Below are 20653 nucleotides of genomic sequence, written 5' to 3'. Positions count from 1 at the left end.
CCCTCCGAATCCTTGAGCTTGCCCCGGGACAGGCCCGAAAGGCTGCGCGAGACCGCTTCCACGATGGTGTCGATCAGGGGTTCGCCGGAGCGCCCACGGTTCGGCAGGCCGATGATGTCGATCGCCGGCTCGCCCAGCACGACGCCATCCTCGTCGATCGCGATCGCCACCGAGACGAGACCCGCCTGCATCAGCTTGCGCCGCTCGGGGATCGCCCGGTCCTTCTCGTCGATCAGGACATCGCCGTCCTTGAACAGGCGGCCGGCCTTCACGTGGTCGATCACCTCGGGCTTGCCGGGGCTGAGCCGGATCAGGCTGCCGTTGCGGGCCTTGACGACGTTCTGCACCCCCTGCGCCCGGGCGAAGCGGGCATGCTCGTCGAGGTGGAGCGCCTCGCCGTGGACCGGGATCGCGGTGCCGGGCCGCGTCCACTTGTACATCTCGACCATCTCGTCCCGGCGCGGGTGACCGGAAACGTGGACGAGGGCGCTGCGGTCGGTGATCACCTCGACGCCCTGCTCGATCAGGTCGTTGATGATCGAGCCGACATCGCGCTCGTTGCCGGGGATGGCGCGCGAGGAGAAGATCACCTGATCGCCCGCAGTGAGGCTGATATCCGGATGGTCCCGGCGGGAAACCCGGGCCAAGGCTGCCCGGGGCTCGCCCTGCGAGCCGGTGAGCAGGGCCACGACCCGCTCGCGCGGCAGGCTCTTCCACGAATCCGACCGGCGGAACTCGGGCAACCCGTCGAGGTAGCCACACTCGCGGGCGACATCGATCACCCGGTCCATGGCCCGGCCGACCGCCACGATCTCACGGCCGCAGGCCACCGCCGCCTCGGCGACGGCGCGGATGCGGGCGACGTTCGACGCGAAGGTCGTTACCGCGACCCGGTGGGGGGCGTCGGCGATCAAGGTCTTGAGGGTCTCGGCGACCTCGCGCTCGCTGGGGGAGAAGCCATCGCGCACCACGTTGGTGGAATCGCAGACCAGCGCCAGGATGCCCTCGTCGCCGAGCGCCGTGAAGGCCTCGGGCGAAGTGACCTCGCCGGCCACCGGCGTCGGGTCGATCTTCCAGTCGCCGGTATGGACCACGAGACCGGCTGCCGTGCGGATCGCGATGGCGTTCGACTCGGGGATCGAGTGCGAGACCGGAACGTATTCCAGCTCGAACGGGCCGACCGTGATGCGCCGGCCGGGCTTGACCTCGCGCAGGTCGACCTTGGGCGCGCCGGGATCCGAGAGCCGGCGGGTCTCCAGCAGGTTCTTGGCGAAGCGCGTCGCGTAGACCGGCGCCTTGACGCGCGACCACAGCTCGGAGATCGCCCCGATATGGTCCTCGTGCGCGTGGGTGATGAAGATCCCCAGCAGGTCCTTGCGCTTCTCCTCGATGAAGGAGAGATCCGGGAACATCAGGTCGATGCCCGGCATGTTCTCCTCGCCGGCAAAGCCCATGCCGCAATCGACCATGATCCACTTCCGGCCCTTCTCCGGCCCGAAGCCGTAGAGCGCCGCATTCATTCCGATCTCGCCCACGCCGCCGAGCGGCAGGAAGACCAGCTCCTCCTGTCCTGTTGCCATCTGTCGTCGTCCAAACTCAGGCCGCCGTCGCGGCCGATCCGAAATGCACCTCGCCCGCCGTCACGGTATGCCGGTTCCCGTCGGGGGCGAGGATCACGAGCCGCCCCCCCTCGTCGATCGTTTCGAACACGCCCCTAAGGCCCTGTCCGCCGCTGCGCACCGCGATCTCCGATCCGAGACCTGCGGCCCGCGCCAGCCAGTCGGCGCGCAGGGCAGCAAAATTCCGTCCCCGGTCCCAGAGGCGCGCCCGCGCAGCCATCCGGTCCGAGAGATGTTCCAGTAGCGCCTCGGCGTCACTGGCGTAACCCGTCGCCGCCAAGCTTGTGGCGGAGAGCCCGTCCGGGGCCGCCGCGACGTTGACGCCGAAGCCGATCACCGCGGCGCGCCGGCCACCCGGCAACGTCTCAGCCTCCAGCAGAAGACCCGCGAGCTTGGCGCCGCCGAGCAGCACGTCGTTCGGCCATTTGAGCTGCAGAGATCGGGCGCCGGCGGCCGATCCGGTATCCGGCAGGGTGCCGCAGGCCGCCTCCAGCGCCTCGATCAACGCGAGCCCGGCCACAAAGCCGAGCTCGGCGAGGTGGTCTGGGGCCACCCCGGCGACCGGCCAGAGCACGCTCGCCGCGAGGTTGCCCGGGAGGGACGCCCAGCTGTTGCCCCGGCGGCCCCGCCCCGCCTCCTGACGGTACGTCGCGACCCAGAGCGGCCCTGTCTCGCCGGCCCGCGCCTGCGCCATCGCCTCCGTGTTGGTGGAGCCGAGGCTGTCGTGGACATGCAGGCGGTGGCCCTGGCTGCGCGCCTCGGGCCCGAGTCGATAGGGCAAGGCCGTCCTAGAACAGCGACTTGGCGGCCCGGCCGGCGGCGCCGACCAGCGGCCCCGGGAGCAGGAAGAACAGCACCACCACGACGCTCGACAGGGCGAGCACGACCCGCAGGCCCGGTGCCATCGCCTCGTAGGGCTCCTTCGGCTCGTCGAAATACATGATCCGCACGATCCGCAAATAATAGTAAGCGCCGACCACGCTGGTCACCACGCCGATCACCGCCAGCGTCACGAGGCCCGCCTTGATGGCGGCGGCGAAGACGTAGAACTTCGCGAAGAACCCGGCGAGGGGCGGGATGCCGGCCAGCGAGAACATCATGGCGGCGAGGCAGAAGGCCAGCCATGGATGCGTGCGCGACAGGCCCGACAGGTCCTCGATCTTCTCGAACATGACGTTCCGGCGCCGAAGCGACAGGATGATCGCGAAGGAGCCGAGCGTCATCGCGAGGTAGATGATCATGTAGGTGACGAGCCCGCTGATCCCCTCCTCGGAGCCGCAGGCCAGGCCGATCAGCGCGTAGCCGATATTGGCGATCGACGAGTAGGCCATCAGGCGCTTGATCGACGTCTGGCCGATGGCTGCGAAGGAGCCCAGAGCCATCGATACCACCGAGACGAAGATGAAGATCTGCTGCCAGACCGCCGTCACGTCCGGGAGGGCGCCGATGAAGACCCGCACCGTCATCGAGACGGCGGCCATCTTGGGCGCGGTGGCGAAGAAAGCCGTCACCGGCGTAGGCGAGCCCTCGTAGACGTCGGGCGTCCACATGTGGAACGGCACCGCCGACATCTTGAAGCAGACGCCGGCCGCCACGAACACGATGCCGAGCACGATGCCGAGGCCGGCATTCTCGTTGAGCGCCGAGACGATGCCGGGGAACGAGACCGTGCCGGTGAAGCCGTAGATCAGCGAGGCGCCGTAGAGCAGCATGCCGGACGAGAGCGCGCCGAGCACGAAGTACTTGAGGCCGGCCTCTGTCGACTTGATGTCGTCCCGGTGGAAGGCCGCGATCACGTAGGCGGCGAGCGACTGCAGTTCCAGGCCGAGATAGAGGGCGATCAGGTCGTTGGCCGAGACCATCACCATCATGCCGATGGTGCAGAGCACGATCAGGACCGGGAATTCGAACCGGTCGATGCGCTCGCGCTTGAAGAAATCGTGCGCCAGCAGGATCGTCGCCGAGGAGCCGAGCAGCACCAGCGACTTCATCACCTTCGAGAAGGAATCGGACACGAAGGCGCCCGACAGGGTCGTGATCCGCCCGTGCACCGGCTGGGAGATCACCACCGACAGGGCGACCAGGAGCAGCACCAGGGCGCCGATGCTGACGCTCTCGGCCGACCGATCCCCGCGCCAGGCGCCATAGAGGATCAGGAGCAGGACGCCGACGCCGAGGATCAACTCGGGCAGGAGCGGCGCCAGCGAGGGCAGGACGGAGTGGACGGTTGTCATGGTCTCCGCCTCAACGCGGGATCGGCAGCGCCGCGGCGGCCGTCTGGGTGTTCGAGAGCGCGGTCTTGATGCTCGCCATCAGCGCGTCGGTCGAGGGCGCGAACACATCGAGCACGGGGGCCGGATGCACGCCGTAATAGATCGTCAGCACGACCAGCGGCGCCAGGATGATCTTCTCGCGCAGGTCGAGATCCAGGATGCCCTGGAGGTTCGGTTTCTCGAGCTTGCCGTAGACCACCCGGGCGTAGAGCCACAGGGCGTAGCCCGCCGACAGGATGATGCCGAAGGTCGAGAAGAAGGCGACGTTCGGGTTCGCCTTGAAGGCGCCGAGCATCGACAGGAACTCGCCCACGAAGCCGGAGGTGCCGGGCAGGCCGACATTGGCCATGGTGAAGATCAGCATGGCGACCGCGTAGAGCGGCATCCGCTTCACGAGGCCGCCATAGGCGGCGATCTCGCGGGTATGCATCCGGTCGTAGACCACGCCGACGCAGAGGAAGAGCGCCCCCGACACGATGCCGTGGGAGATCATCAGGAACAGCGCGCCCTGGATGCCCTGCTCGTTCAGCGTGAACAGGCCGAGCGTCACGAAGCCCATATGGGCCACCGACGAGTAGGCGATCAGCTTCTTGATGTCGGTCTGCATCATCGCGGTGAGCGACGTGAAGATGATCGCGATGACCGACAGGGCGAACACGAGAGGCGCGAAGTCATGGCTCGCCACCGGCAGCATCGGCAGCGAGATCCGGATGAAGCCGTAGCCGCCCATCTTCAGGAGGATGCCGGCCAGGATCACCGACCCGGCGGTCGGCGCCTCGACGTGCGCATCGGGCAGCCAAGTATGGACCGGCCACATCGGCATCTTCACCGCGAAGGACGCGAAGAAGGCGAGCCACAGCCAGGTCTGCATCTGCACCGGGAAGCGGTACTGCAGCAGGGTCGGGATGTCGGTGGTGCCGGCCTGCCAGTACATCGCCATCACAGCGAGCAGCATCAGCACCGAACCGAGCAGGGTGTAGAGGAAGAATTTGAAGCTGGCATAGACCCGGCGCGCGCCGCCCCAGATGCCGATGATCAGGAACATCGGGATCAGGCCGGCCTCGAAGAACAGGTAGAACAGCAGCAGGTCCAGTGAGGCGAACACGCCGATCATCGTCGTCTCGAGGACGAGGAAAGCGACGAAGTACTCCTTCACCCGGAAGTGGATCGAGTGCCACGAGGCGCCGATGCAGAACGGCATCAGGAAGGTCGTCAGGAGGATCAGCGGTATCGAGAAGCCGTCGACCCCGAGCTTGAACCGGATCGTGTCGGTCAGCCACGCGTGGCTCTCGACCAATTGGAAGCTCGACGAGGCGGTGTCGTAGCGGCTCCAGGCGACCAGCGAGAGGAGGAAGGTGACGATCGTGGTGGCGAGCGCCGCCCACCGGCTGTTCCGGGCGACCGATTCCTCGTCGCCGTTCAGCGTCAGGATGAAGGCCGCGCCGCAGAGTGGCACGATCAGCAGGCCGGAGAGGATGCCGAGGCCGAACATATCAGTGAACACCCTTGGGCAGACCGGATATCAGGTACCAGCTGATCAGGCCGGCGACGCCGATGAGCATCACGAAGGCGTAGTGGTAGAGGTAACCGGTCTGGAGACGGACCACCCCGCGGGTCACGTCGACGACCCGCGCCGCGATCCCGTTTGGCCCCAGTCCGTCGATGATCCGCCCGTCGCCCTGCTTCCAGAGGAACAGGCCGAAATCCTTGGCCGGGCGGACGAAGATCCGGTCGTAGATCTCGTCGAAGTACCACTTGTTGAGCAGGAACCGGTACAGAGACGGCTGCTGTGCGGCGAGCTCGCCCGGCAGCTCCGGCCGGCGGATATACATCCAGTAGGCCAGGACGAAGCCGAGGATCAGCATGATCAGCGGCGAGTAGGAGACCAAAGCCGGGACCTCGTGGATCTCGTGCATGATGTGGTTGTGTGGGCCGTGCGCCAGGGCGTGGCCCCAGAACGCGTCCATCCCCTCGCCGATGAAGCGGTTGTGGAAGATGATGCCGGCGAACAGCGCGCCGAAGGCCAGAATCGCCAGCGGGACCGTCATCACCAGCGGGCTCTCATGGGGCGTATGGTCCCCGTGGTGACCGTGACCGTGATGGTCGTCAGCCACGAGGTCGCTCCTGTGGGCCGGCTCGATGTCATGGCCCTTGTCGTCGTGCGCGACGCCCTCGGTATGGCCGGGCGGGCCGTCGGCCTCGTGCGCCATGGTCGAGTGCGCCACCGCGGGGGCGTCGTGGTGGTCGTGCGCCGCGTGGGCGCCCCAGCGGGCCGGACCCTCGAAGGTCATGAAGAACAGGCGCCAGGAATAGAACGAGGTGAAGAACGCCGCCACCACCACGCACAGGAAGGCGAGCGTGTGGCCCGGGCGGGTCGAGGCATAGGCCGCCTCGATGATCGCGTCCTTCGAGTAGTAGCCGGCCGTGTAGGGGAAGCCGATCAGCGCGAGGGAGCCGATCGCCATCATGGCGCTGGTATAGGGGATGTAGCGGCGCAGGCCGCCCATGTTCCGCATGTCCTGCTCGTGGTGCATCGCGTGGATGACCGAGCCGGCCCCGAGGAACAGCAGCGCCTTGAAGAAGGCGTGGGTGAACAGGTGAAACACCGCGGCCGAATAGGCGCCGACGCCGAGTGCCACGAACATGTAGCCAAGCTGCGAGCAGGTCGAGTAGGCGATCACCCGCTTGATGTCGTTCTGCACGAGGCCGATCGTGGCCGCGAAGAACGCCGTGATGCCGCCGATCACCGTCACCACGACCAGCGCGTTCGGCGCCTCCTCGAACAGCGGCGACAGGCGGGCGACCATGAACACGCCGGCGGTCACCATGGTGGCGGCGTGGATCAGCGCGGAGACCGGGGTCGGGCCCTCCATGGCGTCCGGCAGCCACGTGTGCAGCAGGAACTGCGCCGACTTGCCCATGGCCCCCATGAACAGCAGCAGGCAGGCCAGCGTCAGGGCGTTCCAATCGTAGCCGAGGAAGTGGAAGCTCAGCGACTTGATCGCGTCGACCTTGCCGAAGATCGCGTCGAATGCCACCGAGCCGGTGAGCACGAAGACGAGGAAGATGCCGAGGGAGAAGCCGAAATCGCCGACGCGGTTGACGATGAACGCTTTCATGGCGGCGGCGTTGGCCGAGGGCTTCTCGTACCAGAACCCGATCAGCAGGTAGGAGGCGAGGCCCACGCCCTCCCAGCCGAAAAACATCTGCACGAGGTTGTCGGCCGTCACCAGCATCAGCATGGCGAAGGTGAACAGCGACAGGTAGGCGAAGAAGCGCGGCCGGTGCGGATCCTCCTCCATGTAGCCCACGGAGTAGAGGTGCACGAGGGTCGAGACCGTGGTCACCACCACCAGCATCACCCGGGTCAGGGCGTCGACCTTGAAGGCCCAGTCGACCTGCAGGTCGCCGGCCGAGAACCAGGATGCCACCTGCACCCGCTCGGCGTGTCCGCCGTCGATGAACACGCCCCACGCAATCAGCGCCGTGAAGGCGAGGAACGCCGTGGTGATGTACTCGCAGGCCCGCGCCCCGATGTACCGGCCGAACAGGCCGGCGATCAGGAAGCCGATGAGCGGGAAGAAGACGATCGCGTGATACATCGCTCTCTTGCAGTCCGTCCTCCGGGCCGGCCGTGAAGCGGCGGCATCCGGATGTGAATCGGGGCGGCGGGGAAGGAGGCCCTAGCCCTTCATCATGCTCACGTCTTCCACCGCGATGGAGCCGCGGTTGCGGAAGAACACCACCAGGATGGCGAGGCCGATCGCCGATTCGGCGGCCGCGACCGTCAGCACGAACAGGGCGAAGACCTGTCCGGTGATGTCGTTCAGCTGCGTCGAGAAGGCGACGAGGTTGATGTTGACCGAGAGCAGGATCAGCTCGACGGACATCAGGATGACGATGATGTTCTTGCGGTTGATGAAGATGCCGAGCACGCCGAGCGTGAACAGGATCGCCGCGACGGTGAGGTAGTGGCTCAGGCCGATCATCGTTCGAAACCTCCGGCGGTCATCAGACCTCGACACCCTGGCGCGACGGGACCTTGCGGGTCTCCACCGCCATGGCCTGGGTGCGGGCGTTCTGGACCGCGATGTCCTGGCGCTTGACGCCGGGCCGGTCGCGCAGCGTCAGCACGATCGCGCCGATCATGGCGACCAGCAGGATCAGGCCGGCGAGCTGGAAGAAGTAGGCGTAGTCCGTGTAGATCACCCGCCCCAGCGCCTGGGCGTTGGTCAGGTTCTCGGCGGATGCCACGTTGCCGAGCGGCGCCTGGACGAGGCCCGGATCGATGCTCCAGGAGCCTACCACCAGCAGCAGCTCGACCAGGAAGATCGCGCCGATCAGCGCGCCCATTGGCAGGTATTGCTGAAAGCCCTGGCGCAGCTCGGCGAAGTCCACGTCGAGCATCATCACCACGAACAGGAACAGCACCGCGACGGCGCCGACGTAGACCACGACGAGGATCATCGCCAGGAACTCGGCGCCCATCAGGACGAAGAGCCCCGCGGCGTTCACGAAGGCGAGGATCAGGAACAGCACCGAGGCCACGGGATTGCGCGAGGCGATCACCATGAAGCCCGACGCGACCGTGATGCTCGCGAACAGATAGAAGAAGGCGGCTGCTGCGGTCATGCGCTGGTCGGGATCGGCCGCCGGAGCGGCCCCTTCTGCCGTGCGTGAAGACGGTCCGCAGCGGGCGGCCCGTCTATAGAACCCGGTCGGCGGGGGCACAACAGCGCCCCCGGCATGGATCAGCGATAAGGTGCGTCCATCGCGATGTTGCGGGCGATTTCGCGCTCCCAGCGGTCGCCGTTCAGAAGAAGCTTCGCCTTGTCGTAAAGAAGCTCCTCCCGGGTCTCCACCGAGAATTCGAAGTTCGGCCCTTCGACGATGGCGTCCACCGGGCAGGCCTCCTGGCACATGCCGCAATAGATGCATTTCACCATGTCGATGTCGTACCGAGTCGTCCGGCGGGTCCCATCGTTGCGGCGGGGACCTGCCTCGATGGTGATCGCCTGGGCCGGGCAGATCGCCTCGCAGAGCTTGCAGGCGATGCAGCGCTCTTCGCCGTTGGGGTAGCGGCGCAGGGCGTGCTCACCCCGGAAGCGGGGCCCGCGATGGCCCATCTCGAAGGGATAGTTGATCGTGGCCTTCGGCTTGAAGAAGTAGCGCATGCCGAGGATCATCCCCGACACGAACTCCTTCAGCAGAAGGCTCTTGGCGACCTGATCGAGCTTCATGCCCGGATCTCCGATGCGAAGGGTGGGCTCAGGCGCCCGGCGCGAGGCCGGTCAGCTTGAGCACGAAGGCGACGACGACGACCGAGATCAGCGAGATCGGCAGAAACACCTTCCAGCCGAGGCGCATGAGCTGATCGTAGCGGTAGCGGGGCACGATGGATTTCACCATCGCGAACAGGAAGAACAGGAAGCTCGCCTTCAGCGTGAACCAGATCACGCCCGGCACCCAGGTGAACGGCGCGAACGGGATCGGCGAGAGCCAACCGCCCAGGAACAGGATGGTCCCCAGCGCGCACATGCTCATGATGGCGACGTACTCGCCGAGCATGAACAGCAGGTACGGGGTCGAGGAATACTCGACCATGTAGCCGGCCACGAGTTCCGATTCGGCCTCCGGCAGGTCGAAGGGCGGGCGGTTGGTCTCGGCGAGCGCCGAGATGAAGAACACCACGAACATCGGGAACAGCCACAGCCAGTACCAGCCGAACAGGCCGAGGCTGGTGTCCTGCGCCATCACGATCCGCGAGAGGTTGAGCGAGCCGGCGCAGAGCAGCACGCAGATGATCACGAAGCCGAGCGAGACCTCGTAGGAAATCATCTGCGCCGCCGAGCGGAGCGCGCCCAGGAACGCGTATTTCGAGTTCGACGCCCAGCCGCCCATGATGACGCCGTACACGCCGAGCGACGAGATCGCGAAGATGTAGGTGATGCCGACATTGATGTCGGCGATCGCCCAGCCGTCGGCGAGGGGAATCACCGCCCAGCTCGACAGGGCGAGCATCGCGAAGACCAGCGGCGCCAGCAGGTAGATCGCCTTGTTGGCGCCCGCCGGGATCACCGGCTCCTTCAGCACGAACTTGAGCAGGTCGGCGAAGGACTGGAACAGGCCGAAGGGTCCGACCACGTTGGGGCCGCGCCGGAGCTGCACCGCCGCCCAGATCTTTCGATCGGCCAGCAGCGCGTAGGCGATGAACACGAGGAGCGCGGAGAGGAGCACGAAGCTCTTCAGCACGATCAGGAGCACGGTCCCGAGGATTTCGAGCGGCGTCATCGGTCAAAAAGCTCCTACTCGGCCGCCGCCAGGGGCCGCGCCTCGGCGGCGCGCTCCCGGGCAAGGCGCGAGCACTCGGCGAGGATGCGCGAGGCGCGGGCGATCGGGTTGGTGAGGTAGAAGTCGATGACCGGCGAGGCGAAGGCCGGACCGGTGGACGTGCCGCCGAGGCCCGCCAGCTTCTCCACGGCCTCGGTCACGTTGCCGGGCTCCACCGCGCCGATCGCCGCGAAATGCGGGTGGGCGGCGTAGAGCGCCCGGCGGAGCGCCGTCAGCGAATCGAAGGGCAGGCGCTTGCCGAGCACGTCCGATAGGGCACGCAGGATCGCCCAATCCTCGCGGGCGTCGCCCGGGGGGAAGGCGGCGCGGTTGCCCATCTGGACCCGGCCTTCCGTGTTCACCCAGGTCGCCGACTTCTCGCTGTAGGCGGCCCCCGGCAGGATCACGTCGGCGCGGGAGGCCCCGCGATCGCCGTGGCTGCCCTGGTAGACCACGAAGGCGCCCGGGGCGACGTCGCGCTCGTCGGCGCCGAGGTTGAACAGGACGTCCAACGCCCCCGGCTCCAGCATCTGCCTGAAGGTCAGGCCGCCCTCCCCCGGCACGAAGCCGAGATCGAGCGCGCCGACCCGGGCGGCGGCCGTGTGCAGCACGCCGAACCCGTTCCCCTCGGCCGAGACAGCGCCGATCTCCTGGGCGAGCTTGGCGGCCGCGGCCAGAATGCCCGGCTCGGCATTGGCGCCGACGATGACCAGCGGCGCCTTCGCCTCCTTGAGAGTCTCAAGAAAACTGTGCTCGCCGCGGGCGAGCGCCGCCAGCGAATCGGGGCCGGCGCCGATGTAATGGCTTGGATAGGTCAGGTCGACCGGCTCGCCGATCACGCCCACCGCGAGCGGCGCCATGCGCCAGCGCTTGCGGATCCGAACGTTCAGCAGCGAGGCCTCGGTGCGCGGGTTGGCGCCGACGATGAGGATCGCGTCCGCGGCCTCGATGCCGGGAATCGTCGGGTTGAAGATGTAGGAGGCGCGGCCGAGCGCCGGGTCCAGGCCGGCATCCGTCTGGCGGCAGTCGAGGTTCGGCGAGCCGAGGCTCCGGATCAGCTCGCGGAGCGCAAACATCTCCTCGACGCCGGCGACATCACCGACGATCGCGCCGACGCGCTTGGGATCCGCGCCCTTCACCTTGGCGGCGATGGCCTGGAACGCCTCACCCCAGGAGGCGGGGCGCAGCCGGCCGTTCTCGCGCAGGTAGGGCCGGTCGAGGCGCTGCATACGCAGCCCGTCGATGTGGTAGCGGGTCTTGTCGGAGATCCATTCCTCGTTGATCTCCTCGCTGATCCGCGGCTCGATCTGCATCACCTCGCGGCCGCGGGTGTCGATGCGGATCGACGAGCCGACCGCGTCCATCACATCGACCGACTCGGTCTTGTTCAGCTCCCACGGCCGGACGTTGTAGCTCTGCGGCCGGTGCACGAGGGCGCCCACGGGACAGAGATCGGCGACGTTGCCCTGGAGCTCCGAGGCCATCGACTGCTCGAGGTAGCTCGTGATCTCCATGTCCTCGCCGCGCCCGATCGCGCCGAGATCGGGAACGCCGGCCACCTCGGCCAGGAAGCGCACGCAGCGGGTGCAGTGGATGCAGCGGTTCATCGCGGTCCGCACCAGCGGGCCGATATGCTTCTCCTCGACCGCCCGCTTGTTCTCCGTGTAGCGGGTCGAATCGACCCCGTACGCCATGGCCTGATCCTGCAGGTCGCAATGGCCGCCCTGGTCGCAGATCGGACAGTCGAGCGGGTGGTTGATGAGGAGGAACTCCATCACCCCTTCCCGCGCCTTCTTGGTCAGCCCGGAGCGGGTCAGCACCTCCGGCGGCTCGCCGTTCGGGCCGGGGCGGCAATCCTTCACCGCGTAGGCGCAGGAGGCCACCGGCTTCGGCGCGCCCTTCAGCTCGACGAGGCACATCCGGCAATTGCCGGCGATCGACAGGCGCTCGTGGAAGCAGAAGCGCGGAAGCTCGGCCCCCGCGGCCTCGCAGGCCTGGAGCAGCGTGTATTCGGCCGGAACCTCGACCTCGGTGCCGTCGACGAGGATTTTTGTCATCGGTGCAATCTCAGTGCGGGGCGTCGGCGAGATCGAGGCGTCGCTCGATCCGCTCGATGCGAAGCTCGACCCTGTCGATCCGCCGGTGGACGCCAGCCAGATTCTCTTCGACCGCTGCCATGCGGCCTTTCAGTTCACGGACATCATCGCTGAGGCGATCGACCTTCTCGTCGATCCGCCGCAGGTATACGAGCATCAGGTTGTCAGGCTGGCTCGTCATCGGGTCACTCCGCGGCCATCGGCACAGGCTCGCTGTGCGGGTTCGCGGTGTAGCGGTCGATGCGCTTCTCGATCTCGGGGCGGAAGTGCTTGATCAGGCCCTGGATCGGCCAGGCCGCCGCGTCGCCCAGCGCGCAGATCGTGTGACCCTCGATCTGCTTGGTGACCTCGAACAGCATGTCGATCTCGCGCTTCTGGGCGCGGCCCTCGGTCATGCGCTGCATGACCCGCCACATCCACCCGGTGCCCTCGCGGCAGGGCGTGCACTGGCCGCAGGATTCGTGCTTGTAGAAGTACGAGATCCGCGTGATCGCCGCGACGATGTCGGTGGACTTGTCGAGGACGATCACCGCCGCCGTGCCGAGGCCGGAGCCGAGGTTGCGCAGGGTGTCGAAATCCATCTTGGCGTCGATGATCTGCTCGGCCGGCACCAGCGGCACCGACGAGCCGCCCGGGATCGAACACAGCAGGTTGTCCCAGCCGCCGCGCATGCCGCCGCAATGGCGGTCGATGAGCTCGCGGAAGGTGATGCCCAGCTCCTCCTCGACGTTGCACGGCGTGTTGACGTGCCCGGAGACGCAGAACAGCTTCGTGCCGGTGTTGTTCTTGCCGCCGAGCCCCGCGAACCACGCGCCGCCCCGCCGCAGGATCGTGCCGGCGACCGCGATCGACTCGACGTTGTTCACCGTGGTGGGGCAGCCGTAGAGGCCCATATTGGCCGGGAACGGCGGCTTCAGCCGCGGCATCCCCTTCTTGCCTTCCAGGCTCTCGATGAGGGCCGTCTCCTCGCCGCAGATATAGGCCCCCGCGCCGTGGTGGACGTAGATGTCGAACGGGTAGTCATGGACGTTCGACTGGCCGACGAGGCGGGCCGCATAGGCCTCGTCCACGGCCTTCTGGAGGGCGTGCTTCTCGGCGACGTACTCGCCGCGGATGTAGATGTAGCAGGCATGCGCGTTCATCGCGAAGCAGGCCAGCATGCAGCCCTCGATCAGGAGATGCGGGTCGTGCCGCATGATCTCCCGGTCCTTGCAGGTGCCCGGCTCCGACTCGTCGGCGTTGACCACGAGGTAGTGCGGCCGCCCGTCGGACTTCTTGGGCATGAACGACCACTTGAGGCCGGTCGGGAAGCCCGCGCCGCCGCGGCCGCGCAGGCCCGACGCCTTCATCTCCTCGATGATCCAGTCGCGGCCCTGCTCCAGGAGGAACTTGGTCCCGTCCCAGGCGCCGCGCTTCTTGGCGGCCTCCAGGCCCGGCGAGTGCAGGCCGTAGAGGTTGGTGAAGATGCGATCCTGATCCGACAGCATGTCAGGTCCTCACTGAGCCGGCGCCGACAGGGTCTTGGCCTGCCCCACCCAGTCCTCCCGGTCGATGCGACCCGGGACCACGAGGTAGGTGCCGACCCAGGTGATTTCGTCGCGGCTCCAGGCGGCGATCTGGTCGAAATGATAGATGCCGAGGCCGTTCAGGCGCTGGCCGTTCTCCGAGTCGATGCCCGCGATGCGCGTCAGGTCGTCCGGCTGCCCGGCTCGGGCGGCATCGAGACCCGGGGGCCGCTTGCCGACCGCGTCGGCCTTCTGCTCGGGCGTGGCGTCCTTCGGCAGGGCCGCCAGGGCGCCGGCGACCCGGGCCTCCTCGGCCTCGGCCGCCACCTCGGCATCGCTCGCGCCGGAGGCCTCGGGCTGCTGCGGGACCGAATCGCGGTCCGGCACGTCCTGCTTCCCCTGCTCGCCCGCGGCGGGCTCGCCCTCGGCGATACGCTTGGCCGGCGTGTCGAGCACGTCGGCGTCGCCCGGGCGAGCGGCGCCGTGTTTGGCGGTGGACCGGCCGCGCTCGGCGGCGTCGGCACGATCCTCGGGCTTGATCGGCGTCTCGCCGTTCGCGGCCCGCTGAGCCGGGGCGTCGCTCGCGGTCCGCTCGACGGCGCGGCCGGCATCGGGCCGGGCCGGCTTCGGATTCGTCGCGGCCTGCTGCGCGCCGGCCTCCGCCTCACCGGTCTTGGCGGCGGGGCTGGCCGCCGGCTCCTCGGCCTTTCCGGCCTCCTCGAAGCGCTTGCGCCAGGCGCCGACCCGCGAGCCGTCGAACAGCGTCGGGTCGGTGAGCGTGTTCACCGCGCCCTGGGGCTCGGACGAGACGCGCCCGGTCTGCGAGCCGACCTTCACGGGCCGGCCGGCCGCCAGATCGTCCATCAGCTGGCCGAGCGATTCGGGCGTCAGGTCCTCGTAATAATCCTGGTTGATCTGCACCATCGGCGCGTTGCAGCAGGCGCCCAGGCACTCGACCTCGAGCCAGGAGAAATTGCCGTCCGCCGAGACGTGGCCGGGGGCCCCGAGCCGGTCGTGCAGCATCTCCTTCAGCCCGCGCGCGCCGCAGGAATCGCACGGCACCGTCCCGCAGACCTGGATCCAGAACCGGCCGACCGGCTCCAGGGCGAACATCGTGTAGAAGGTCGCCACCTCCAGCACGCGGATGTTGGGCATCCCGAGCTCGGCCGCCACCGCCTCGATCGCCGCCCGCGGCAGCCAGCCCCCATTTTGCTCCTGCGCCTTCCACAGGAGCGAGATCACCGCGGAGGCCTGACGGCCCTCGGGGTACTTTGCGATCTGGGTCTTGGCCCATTCGGCGTTCTCAGAAGAGAACGCGAAGCTCTCGGGCTGCTCGGAGGCGGGGGCGAGTCTGCGGTTGGCCATCGCTTCTGTCTTACCGATCCACTTCGCCGAACACGATGTCGAGCGTGCCGAGCACGCAGGAGACGTCGGCGAGAAGGTGCCCGCGGCACATCCAGTCCATCGCCTGCAGATGCGCGAAGCCCGGCGCGCGGATCTTGCAGCGATACGGCTTGTTGGTCCCGTCGGACACGAGATAGACGCCGAACTCGCCCTTCGGCGCCTCGACGGCGGCGTAGACCTCGCCCTCGGGCACGTGGAAGCCCTCGGTGTAGAGCTTGAAGTGGTGGATGAGCGCCTCCATCGAGCGCTTCATCTCCCGGCGCGGCGGCGGCGCGAACTTGCCGTCGATCGAGGCGATCGGCCCCTGGCCGGCGGGCTCGCGCAGCTTGGCGATGCACTGCTTCATGATGCGCACCGATTCGCGCATCTCCTCCATGCGGATCACCTGGCGATCGTAGGTGTCGCCATTCTTCCCCACGGGGATGTCGAACTCCATCTCCTCGTAGCACTCGTAGGGCTGCGCCTTGCGCAGGTCCCACGGAATGCCGGAGCCGCGCACCATCACGCCCGAGAAGCCCCACTGCATCGCCTCGTCCACCGACACGATGCCGATATCGACGTTGCGTTGCTTGAAGATGCGGTTGGCCATGACGAGATCGTCGAGATCCTGGACGACCTGCAGGAACGGGTCGCAGAACGCGTCGATGTCGTCGATCAGCTTCGGCGGCAGGTCCTGGTGGACGCCGCCCGGCCGGAAGTAGTTGGCGTGGAGCCGGGCGCCGGAGGCCCGCTCGTAGAAGATCATCAGCTTCTCGCGCTCCTCGAAGCCCCAGAGCGGGGGCGTGAGGGCGCCGACATCCATCGCTTGCGTGGTGACGTTGAGCAGGTGCGACAGGAGGCGGCCGATCTCGCAATACAGCGTACGGATCAGCTTGGCCCGGCGCGGCACCTCGATCCCGGCGAGCTTCTCGATCGCCAGGCAGAAGGCGTGCTCCTGATTCATCGGCGACACGTAGTCGAGCCGGTCGAAATAGGGTGTCGCCTGCAGGTAGGTCTTGTACTCGATCAGCTTCTCGGTGCCGCGGTGGAGCAGCCCGATATGCGGATCGACGCGTTCGACCACCTCGCCGTCGAGCTCCAGCACAAGGCGCAGCACGCCGTGCGCCGCCGGATGCTGCGGCCCGAAGTTGATCGCGAAGTTGCGGATGTTGTGTTCGGTCACCGACGATCTCCGCGGCTCATGCCGACGTCTTCTCGTCGCCGGGCAGTACGTAGTCGGTGCCTTCCCACGGGGACAAGAAGTCGAAGTTCCGGAATTCCTGCGTCAGCTTCACCGGCTCGTAGACCACCCGCGCCTGATCCTGATCGTAGCGGACCTCGACGAAGCCGGTGAGCGGGAAGTCCTTGCGCAGGGGGTGCCCCTCGAAGCCGTAATCGGTGAGCAGGCGGCGCAGGTCGGGATGGCCCGAGAACAGGATCCCGTAGAGGTCGTAGGTCTCGCGCTCGTACCAGTTCGCGGCCGGGAACACCTCGATCACCGAGGGGACGGGCGTCACCTCGTCGGTCTGCACCTTCAGCCGGATGCGCAGGTTATGGCGCAGCGAGAGCAGATGGTAGACCACGTCGAAGCGCTTCTCGCGCTGCGGATAGTCTACGCCGCAAATGTCGATGAAGTTGCGGAACGCGCAGGCCGGATCGTCGCGCAGGTAGGTCAGCGCGTAGACGATGTCGGAGGCCTGGACCACGAGCGTCAGCTCGCCGAACGTGATGGTGTGCGACACCACCGCGGGTCCGAGGGCACCGACGACCCGCGCGGCCATCGCCGAGACCGCGTCCTCGCCGTAGGCCGGCTGGGTGTGGGGGAGGATCGAGATGCCGTTCGTCATGGCCGCCCCTCAGCGCTCGATCGTGCCGGTGCGGCGGATCTTCTTCTGGAGAAGCAGCACGCCGTAGAGCAGCGCCTCGGCGGTGGGCGGGCAGCCGGGCACGTAGATGTCCACCGGCACCACCCGGTCGCAGCCGCGCACCACCGAATAGGAATAGTGGTAGTAGCCGCCGCCATTGGCGCAGGAGCCCATGGAGATGACGTAGCGCGGCTCCGGCATCTGGTCGTAGACCTTGCGGAGCGCCGGGGCCATCTTGTTGGTCAGCGTGCCCGCGACGATCATCACGTCGGACTGGCGGGGCGAGCCGCGGGGCGCGAAGCCGAATCGCTCGCAGTCATACCGCGGCATCGACATCTGCATCATCTCGACCGCGCAGCAGGCAAGACCGAAGGTCATCCACATCAGCGAACCCGTGCGGGCCCAGTTGATCAGCTCGTCCGTGGTGGTGAGCAGGAAGCCCCGGTCGGCCAGCTCGTCGCTGATCGACAGGAAGGTCGGGTCGTCCGCGCCGATCGGGCGGCCGGTGTTGGGATCGATGATCCCCTTCGGTTGGGGCGCGATCGCGGGGGCGCGGTTGGTTTCTGTGATCAGGGCCATCGGCGACTCAGAAAATCCGGTGCGGGCGGGGGCGGACGGGGCTCAATCCCACTCGAGGGCGCCCTTGCGCCACTCGTAGACGAAGCCGACGGTCAGCACGCCCAGGAAGACGATCATCGACCAGAAGCCGAACCAGCCCAGATCCCCGAAGGTGATCGCCCAGGGGAACAGGAACGCGACTTCGAGATCGAAGATGATGAACAGGATGGCGACGAGGTAGAATCGCACGTCGAACTTCATGCGGGCATCGTCGAAGGCGTTGAACCCGCACTCGTAGGCCGAGAGCTTCTCGGGATCCGGGCTCTTGAACGCAACCAGGAACGGGACGACCAGCAGAGCCGTGGCGATGAACAATGCCACGCCGATGAAGACGATGAGCGGCAGGTAATCCGCCAACAATCCGGTCATGCCAGGGCCTCGCGAGACAAGGAAAACCGCGGTGCGACGCCGCCCCGGATTCGCCCGTGGAATTGTTCTTATGCCAGGATGCGCGCGGCCGGAGGCTTAGTCGAGCCGCTGGCCTGTGACAATGGCTTGTCGCGTCGCACAAAGGGGGCTGTCAGTCCTCCCCAGAGATGGGCACGGGCGGCAGGCCTGCAACACGACGGAAGCGCGCAGGCCCATCGGCACGCCGACGCACAAAACCGTGGCGGATGCGCTTGACAGCCCCCCGGTCGCCCCATAAACCCCGCCCCGTCGCCGGGCGAAACGCCCCTTCGAGGCGACCACGCCGTGCGGGCGTAGCTCAGTTGGTTAGAGTGCCGGCCTGTCACGCCGGAGGTCGCGGGTTCGAGCCCCGTCGCCCGCGCCACGTCTCCTCTTAGATCAATCCGATAGTCGTATCTGTCCGTCGCGGCGGGTTTGCGCCGGTCACGGGCCTGTCGCCGCCTGCGGCGACGATCGGTTGTGGAAGCGTCCGGGCCTTCATCCCCAGGTCACCTTTGGCGGCGCGTCCTGCGACGCGCGCACGCTGTCGGTGAGCCGGCCCCTCCACGAGCAGCGACAGGGCCAGGCGTGGGGACGTGCTGGCGAGGCTGCCCCAGACTATCGCCGGCATGCCGACGCGGCCGATCCGCGTCACAATGGGGTTCGCGCTTGCCCAGCGCAGAGCCGAGCAGACGACGACCCCGCCCGCCCGGTCACCACCGCCGCGTCGCCCGCGCCTGACGGCGCTCCTCGCGACGGCCGTTCAGCAGGTCGATGGCATCGGAGATGCCCGGCCCGCAGGCATCCGCCACGTCCTGGCACGACAGGCCGATATCCCTCAACTCGCGCTCGGACAGGGTCGAGATCCGCTGCAGCACGCGCCGGTTCATCGCCGCGCGCGACAGGCCGGCCCGGATCTCCGCGGCCGCCTCGGCGAGCGCCCGGGCGGCCCGGGTGATCCACGGGGGCCGTGGGGCGGCGGTCTGCGAAAGGCACTGGTCCATGATCCCCTCCTCTCTGGGATGGGGCGATCCTGGCTTGGCGGGGCTGGCGGCGACAGGAACACTTCGGTACGGTTCGGACAAATTGTCCGGTCGGTCGAGCAGTACGGATGTCGGTCGCAGTCAGAAGCCCGGGGACGCGCGTCGAGGCCGTGATCGGTGAGATCCGCGGGCGGATCGCCGCTCGGCAACTCGTGCCCGGCGTCCGGATCCCGTCGGTGCGAGCTTTCGCAGAGACGATGGGCGTCTCGAAATCCACGGTGGTGGAGGCCTATGAGCGGCTGGCCGCCGAGGGGGCGGTCGTGGCCCGGCCGGGCTCCGGCTTCTACGTCGCCGGCAAGACGCGGCCGCTCTCGCTCCAAGCGATGGGGCCACGGCTCGACCGGATCGTCGACCCGCTCTGGATCACCCGGCAGGCGCAGCAGGCTGGGTCCGATCAGCTCAAGCCCGGAGCCGGTTGGCTGCCTGATTCGTGGATGCCCCACGAGGCGATCCGGCGGGGCCTGCGCCGGGTGGCCCGGGCCAACCTGTTCGAGATGACCAATTACGACCGGCCGCTGGGCTACGAGCCCCTGCGCAACCAGATCGCCCGCAAGATCGGCGAGAAGGGCGTCGGCGCCGAGCCAGACCAGATCGTGCTGGTCGAATCGGCCACGCAGGCGCTGGATCTCGTCTGTCGCTTCCTGCTCCAGCCCGGCGACACCGTGCTGGTGGACGACCCCTGCTATTTCAATTTCCTGGCGCTTCTGCGCGCCCAGCGGGTCACGGTGGTCGGCGTGCCGATCACCCCGGAGGGGCCGGACCTGCGGGCGCTCGCGAGCCTGCTGGAGCGGCACCGGCCGCGCTTCTACCTGACCAATGCCGCCCTCCAGAACCCGACCGGGGCGAGCCTCGCGCCGAATGTGGCGCACCGGCTGCTCAAGCTGTGCGAGGCGCACGACACGCTGATCGTCGAGGACGAGATTTTTGGCGATCTCGAGCCCGATGCGGCACCACGGCTGGCGGGCTTCGACGGGCTGGAGCGGGTGATCCAGATCGGTAGCTTCTCCAAGACCCTCTCGGCGGCCGCGCGTTGCGGCTGGATCGCGCTTCGGGCCGATTGGATCGAGCCGCTGGTCGATCTCAAGCTGGCCTTGAGCCTCGGCAACGGCCACGTTACGGCGGCCCTGGTTCATGCGCTGATCAGCGAGGGCGCCTACCGGCGGCACCTCGCCGAGACCCGCCGCCGGCTCGCCTCCGCGATGGTGCAGGCCGCCGCGGAGCTGCGCGCCTGCGGCCTGGAGCCCTGGGCGCAACCCCGGGGCGGGTTCTTCCTGTGGATGCGCCTGCCGGACGGGCGCGACGGGGCCGAGGTTGCCCGCCGGGCGCTGGCCCGTGGCATGGTGCTGGCGCCGGGGACGTCGTTCAGCCTGTCGGAGGCCTGGAACGGCTACATGCGCTTCAACGTCGCCCATTGCATCGATCCGCGCATCCGCCCGATCCTGCGGGAGGCGCTGGGCTGAAAACGGGTTTCCAAAAGGCGTGCCCCTTGGCGGGGTGTCGGGGCGGAGCCCGACAGAAGGGCTTTGCCCTTCAC

At 67.8% G+C, this 20653-nt stretch carries 19 protein-coding genes and 1 tRNA gene; 2 read left to right on the top strand and 18 right to left on the bottom strand.

The window, feature by feature from the left end; translation table 11 throughout:
* The 17 genes from MKK88_RS29320 to MKK88_RS29240 all read right to left on the bottom strand — a co-directional run.
* Window positions 1-1580, bottom strand: a 1580-nt coding sequence (locus tag MKK88_RS29320; protein WP_244006255.1) for a ribonuclease J, incomplete at its 3' end; no start/stop codon positions are given.
* A gap of 16 nt (window positions 1581-1596) precedes the next feature.
* The gene (locus MKK88_RS29315; protein WP_244006253.1) at window positions 1597-2400 is read right to left on the bottom strand and encodes a biotin--[acetyl-CoA-carboxylase] ligase; all 804 of its coding nucleotides are present in this window, start codon (window positions 2398-2400) and stop codon (window positions 1597-1599) included.
* Window positions 2401-2407: 7 nt separating this feature from the next.
* Window positions 2408-3853, bottom strand: coding sequence for an NADH-quinone oxidoreductase subunit NuoN (nuoN, locus tag MKK88_RS29310; RefSeq protein ID WP_244006251.1), 1446 nt, complete (start codon window positions 3851-3853; stop codon window positions 2408-2410).
* A 10-nt stretch (window positions 3854-3863) separates the two neighbouring features.
* Window positions 3864-5384 (bottom strand): NADH-quinone oxidoreductase subunit M, encoded by a 1521-nt coding sequence (locus MKK88_RS29305; RefSeq protein WP_244006266.1) that lies wholly within the window; start codon window positions 5382-5384, stop codon window positions 3864-3866.
* A 1-nt stretch (window position 5385) separates the two neighbouring features.
* The gene (nuoL, locus tag MKK88_RS29300; protein ID WP_244006244.1) at window positions 5386-7494 is read right to left on the bottom strand and encodes an NADH-quinone oxidoreductase subunit L; all 2109 of its coding nucleotides are present in this window, start codon (window positions 7492-7494) and stop codon (window positions 5386-5388) included.
* An 81-nt stretch (window positions 7495-7575) separates the two neighbouring features.
* Window positions 7576-7881, bottom strand: a complete 306-nt coding sequence (gene nuoK, locus MKK88_RS29295; RefSeq protein WP_010686008.1) for an NADH-quinone oxidoreductase subunit NuoK — start codon at window positions 7879-7881, stop codon at window positions 7576-7578.
* A 22-nt stretch (window positions 7882-7903) separates the two neighbouring features.
* Complete coding sequence (locus tag MKK88_RS29290) at window positions 7904-8524, bottom strand: NADH-quinone oxidoreductase subunit J (RefSeq protein WP_244006242.1); 621 nt, start codon at window positions 8522-8524, stop codon at window positions 7904-7906.
* 119 nt (window positions 8525-8643) lie between these two features.
* Window positions 8644-9132 (bottom strand): NADH-quinone oxidoreductase subunit NuoI, encoded by a 489-nt coding sequence (gene nuoI / locus MKK88_RS29285; protein WP_091715437.1) that lies wholly within the window; start codon window positions 9130-9132, stop codon window positions 8644-8646.
* A 28-nt stretch (window positions 9133-9160) separates the two neighbouring features.
* Window positions 9161-10183 (bottom strand): NADH-quinone oxidoreductase subunit NuoH, encoded by a 1023-nt coding sequence (gene nuoH, locus MKK88_RS29280; RefSeq protein ID WP_244006236.1) that lies wholly within the window; start codon window positions 10181-10183, stop codon window positions 9161-9163.
* 14 nt (window positions 10184-10197) lie between these two features.
* Complete coding sequence (gene nuoG, locus MKK88_RS29275) at window positions 10198-12279, bottom strand: NADH-quinone oxidoreductase subunit NuoG (protein ID WP_244006234.1); 2082 nt, start codon at window positions 12277-12279, stop codon at window positions 10198-10200.
* Between the two features lie 10 nt (window positions 12280-12289).
* A complete protein-coding gene (locus MKK88_RS29270) occupies window positions 12290-12499 on the bottom strand; it encodes a hypothetical protein (protein ID WP_012319031.1) in 210 nt (69 codons plus the stop codon).
* Between the two features lie 4 nt (window positions 12500-12503).
* Window positions 12504-13805: an NADH-quinone oxidoreductase subunit NuoF gene (gene nuoF / locus MKK88_RS29265; RefSeq protein WP_244006227.1), complete on the bottom strand. Its 1302-nt coding sequence runs from the start codon at window positions 13803-13805 to the stop codon at window positions 12504-12506.
* Window positions 13806-13814: 9 nt separating this feature from the next.
* A complete protein-coding gene (gene nuoE, locus MKK88_RS29260) occupies window positions 13815-15188 on the bottom strand; it encodes an NADH-quinone oxidoreductase subunit NuoE (RefSeq protein WP_244006221.1) in 1374 nt (457 codons plus the stop codon).
* Between the two features lie 10 nt (window positions 15189-15198).
* A complete protein-coding gene (locus tag MKK88_RS29255) occupies window positions 15199-16389 on the bottom strand; it encodes an NADH-quinone oxidoreductase subunit D (RefSeq protein ID WP_244006214.1) in 1191 nt (396 codons plus the stop codon).
* Window positions 16390-16405: 16 nt separating this feature from the next.
* Window positions 16406-17053: an NADH-quinone oxidoreductase subunit C gene (locus tag MKK88_RS29250; protein WP_244006212.1), complete on the bottom strand. Its 648-nt coding sequence runs from the start codon at window positions 17051-17053 to the stop codon at window positions 16406-16408.
* Between the two features lie 9 nt (window positions 17054-17062).
* Window positions 17063-17650 carry a NuoB/complex I 20 kDa subunit family protein gene (locus MKK88_RS29245; protein ID WP_161393000.1) on the bottom strand — a complete coding sequence of 196 codons (588 nt, stop codon included), beginning with the start codon at window positions 17648-17650 and terminating at the stop codon, window positions 17063-17065.
* A 42-nt stretch (window positions 17651-17692) separates the two neighbouring features.
* Window positions 17693-18058, bottom strand: coding sequence for an NADH-quinone oxidoreductase subunit A (locus MKK88_RS29240; protein ID WP_007560754.1), 366 nt, complete (start codon window positions 18056-18058; stop codon window positions 17693-17695).
* Window positions 18059-18384: 326 nt separating this feature from the next.
* Here MKK88_RS29240 and MKK88_RS29235 point away from each other — a divergent pair.
* Window positions 18385-18461, top strand: a tRNA-Asp gene (locus MKK88_RS29235).
* Between the two features lie 328 nt (window positions 18462-18789).
* On the opposite strand, the gene MKK88_RS29230 is transcribed toward MKK88_RS29235, so the two are convergent.
* Window positions 18790-19080, bottom strand: a complete 291-nt coding sequence (locus tag MKK88_RS29230; RefSeq protein ID WP_244006210.1) for a DUF1127 domain-containing protein — start codon at window positions 19078-19080, stop codon at window positions 18790-18792.
* Window positions 19081-19187: 107 nt separating this feature from the next.
* Here MKK88_RS29230 and MKK88_RS29225 point away from each other — a divergent pair, with 107 nt between their 5' ends.
* A complete protein-coding gene (locus tag MKK88_RS29225) occupies window positions 19188-20579 on the top strand; it encodes a PLP-dependent aminotransferase family protein (RefSeq protein ID WP_244006208.1) in 1392 nt (463 codons plus the stop codon).
* The last annotated feature ends 74 nt before the right edge of the window (window positions 20580-20653 follow it).

The sequence above is a fragment of the Methylobacterium sp. E-005 genome (genome assembly GCF_022829725.1).
Taxonomy (GTDB): domain Bacteria; phylum Pseudomonadota; class Alphaproteobacteria; order Rhizobiales; family Beijerinckiaceae; genus Methylobacterium.
This window is presented reverse-complemented; position numbering and strand designations above follow the sequence as displayed.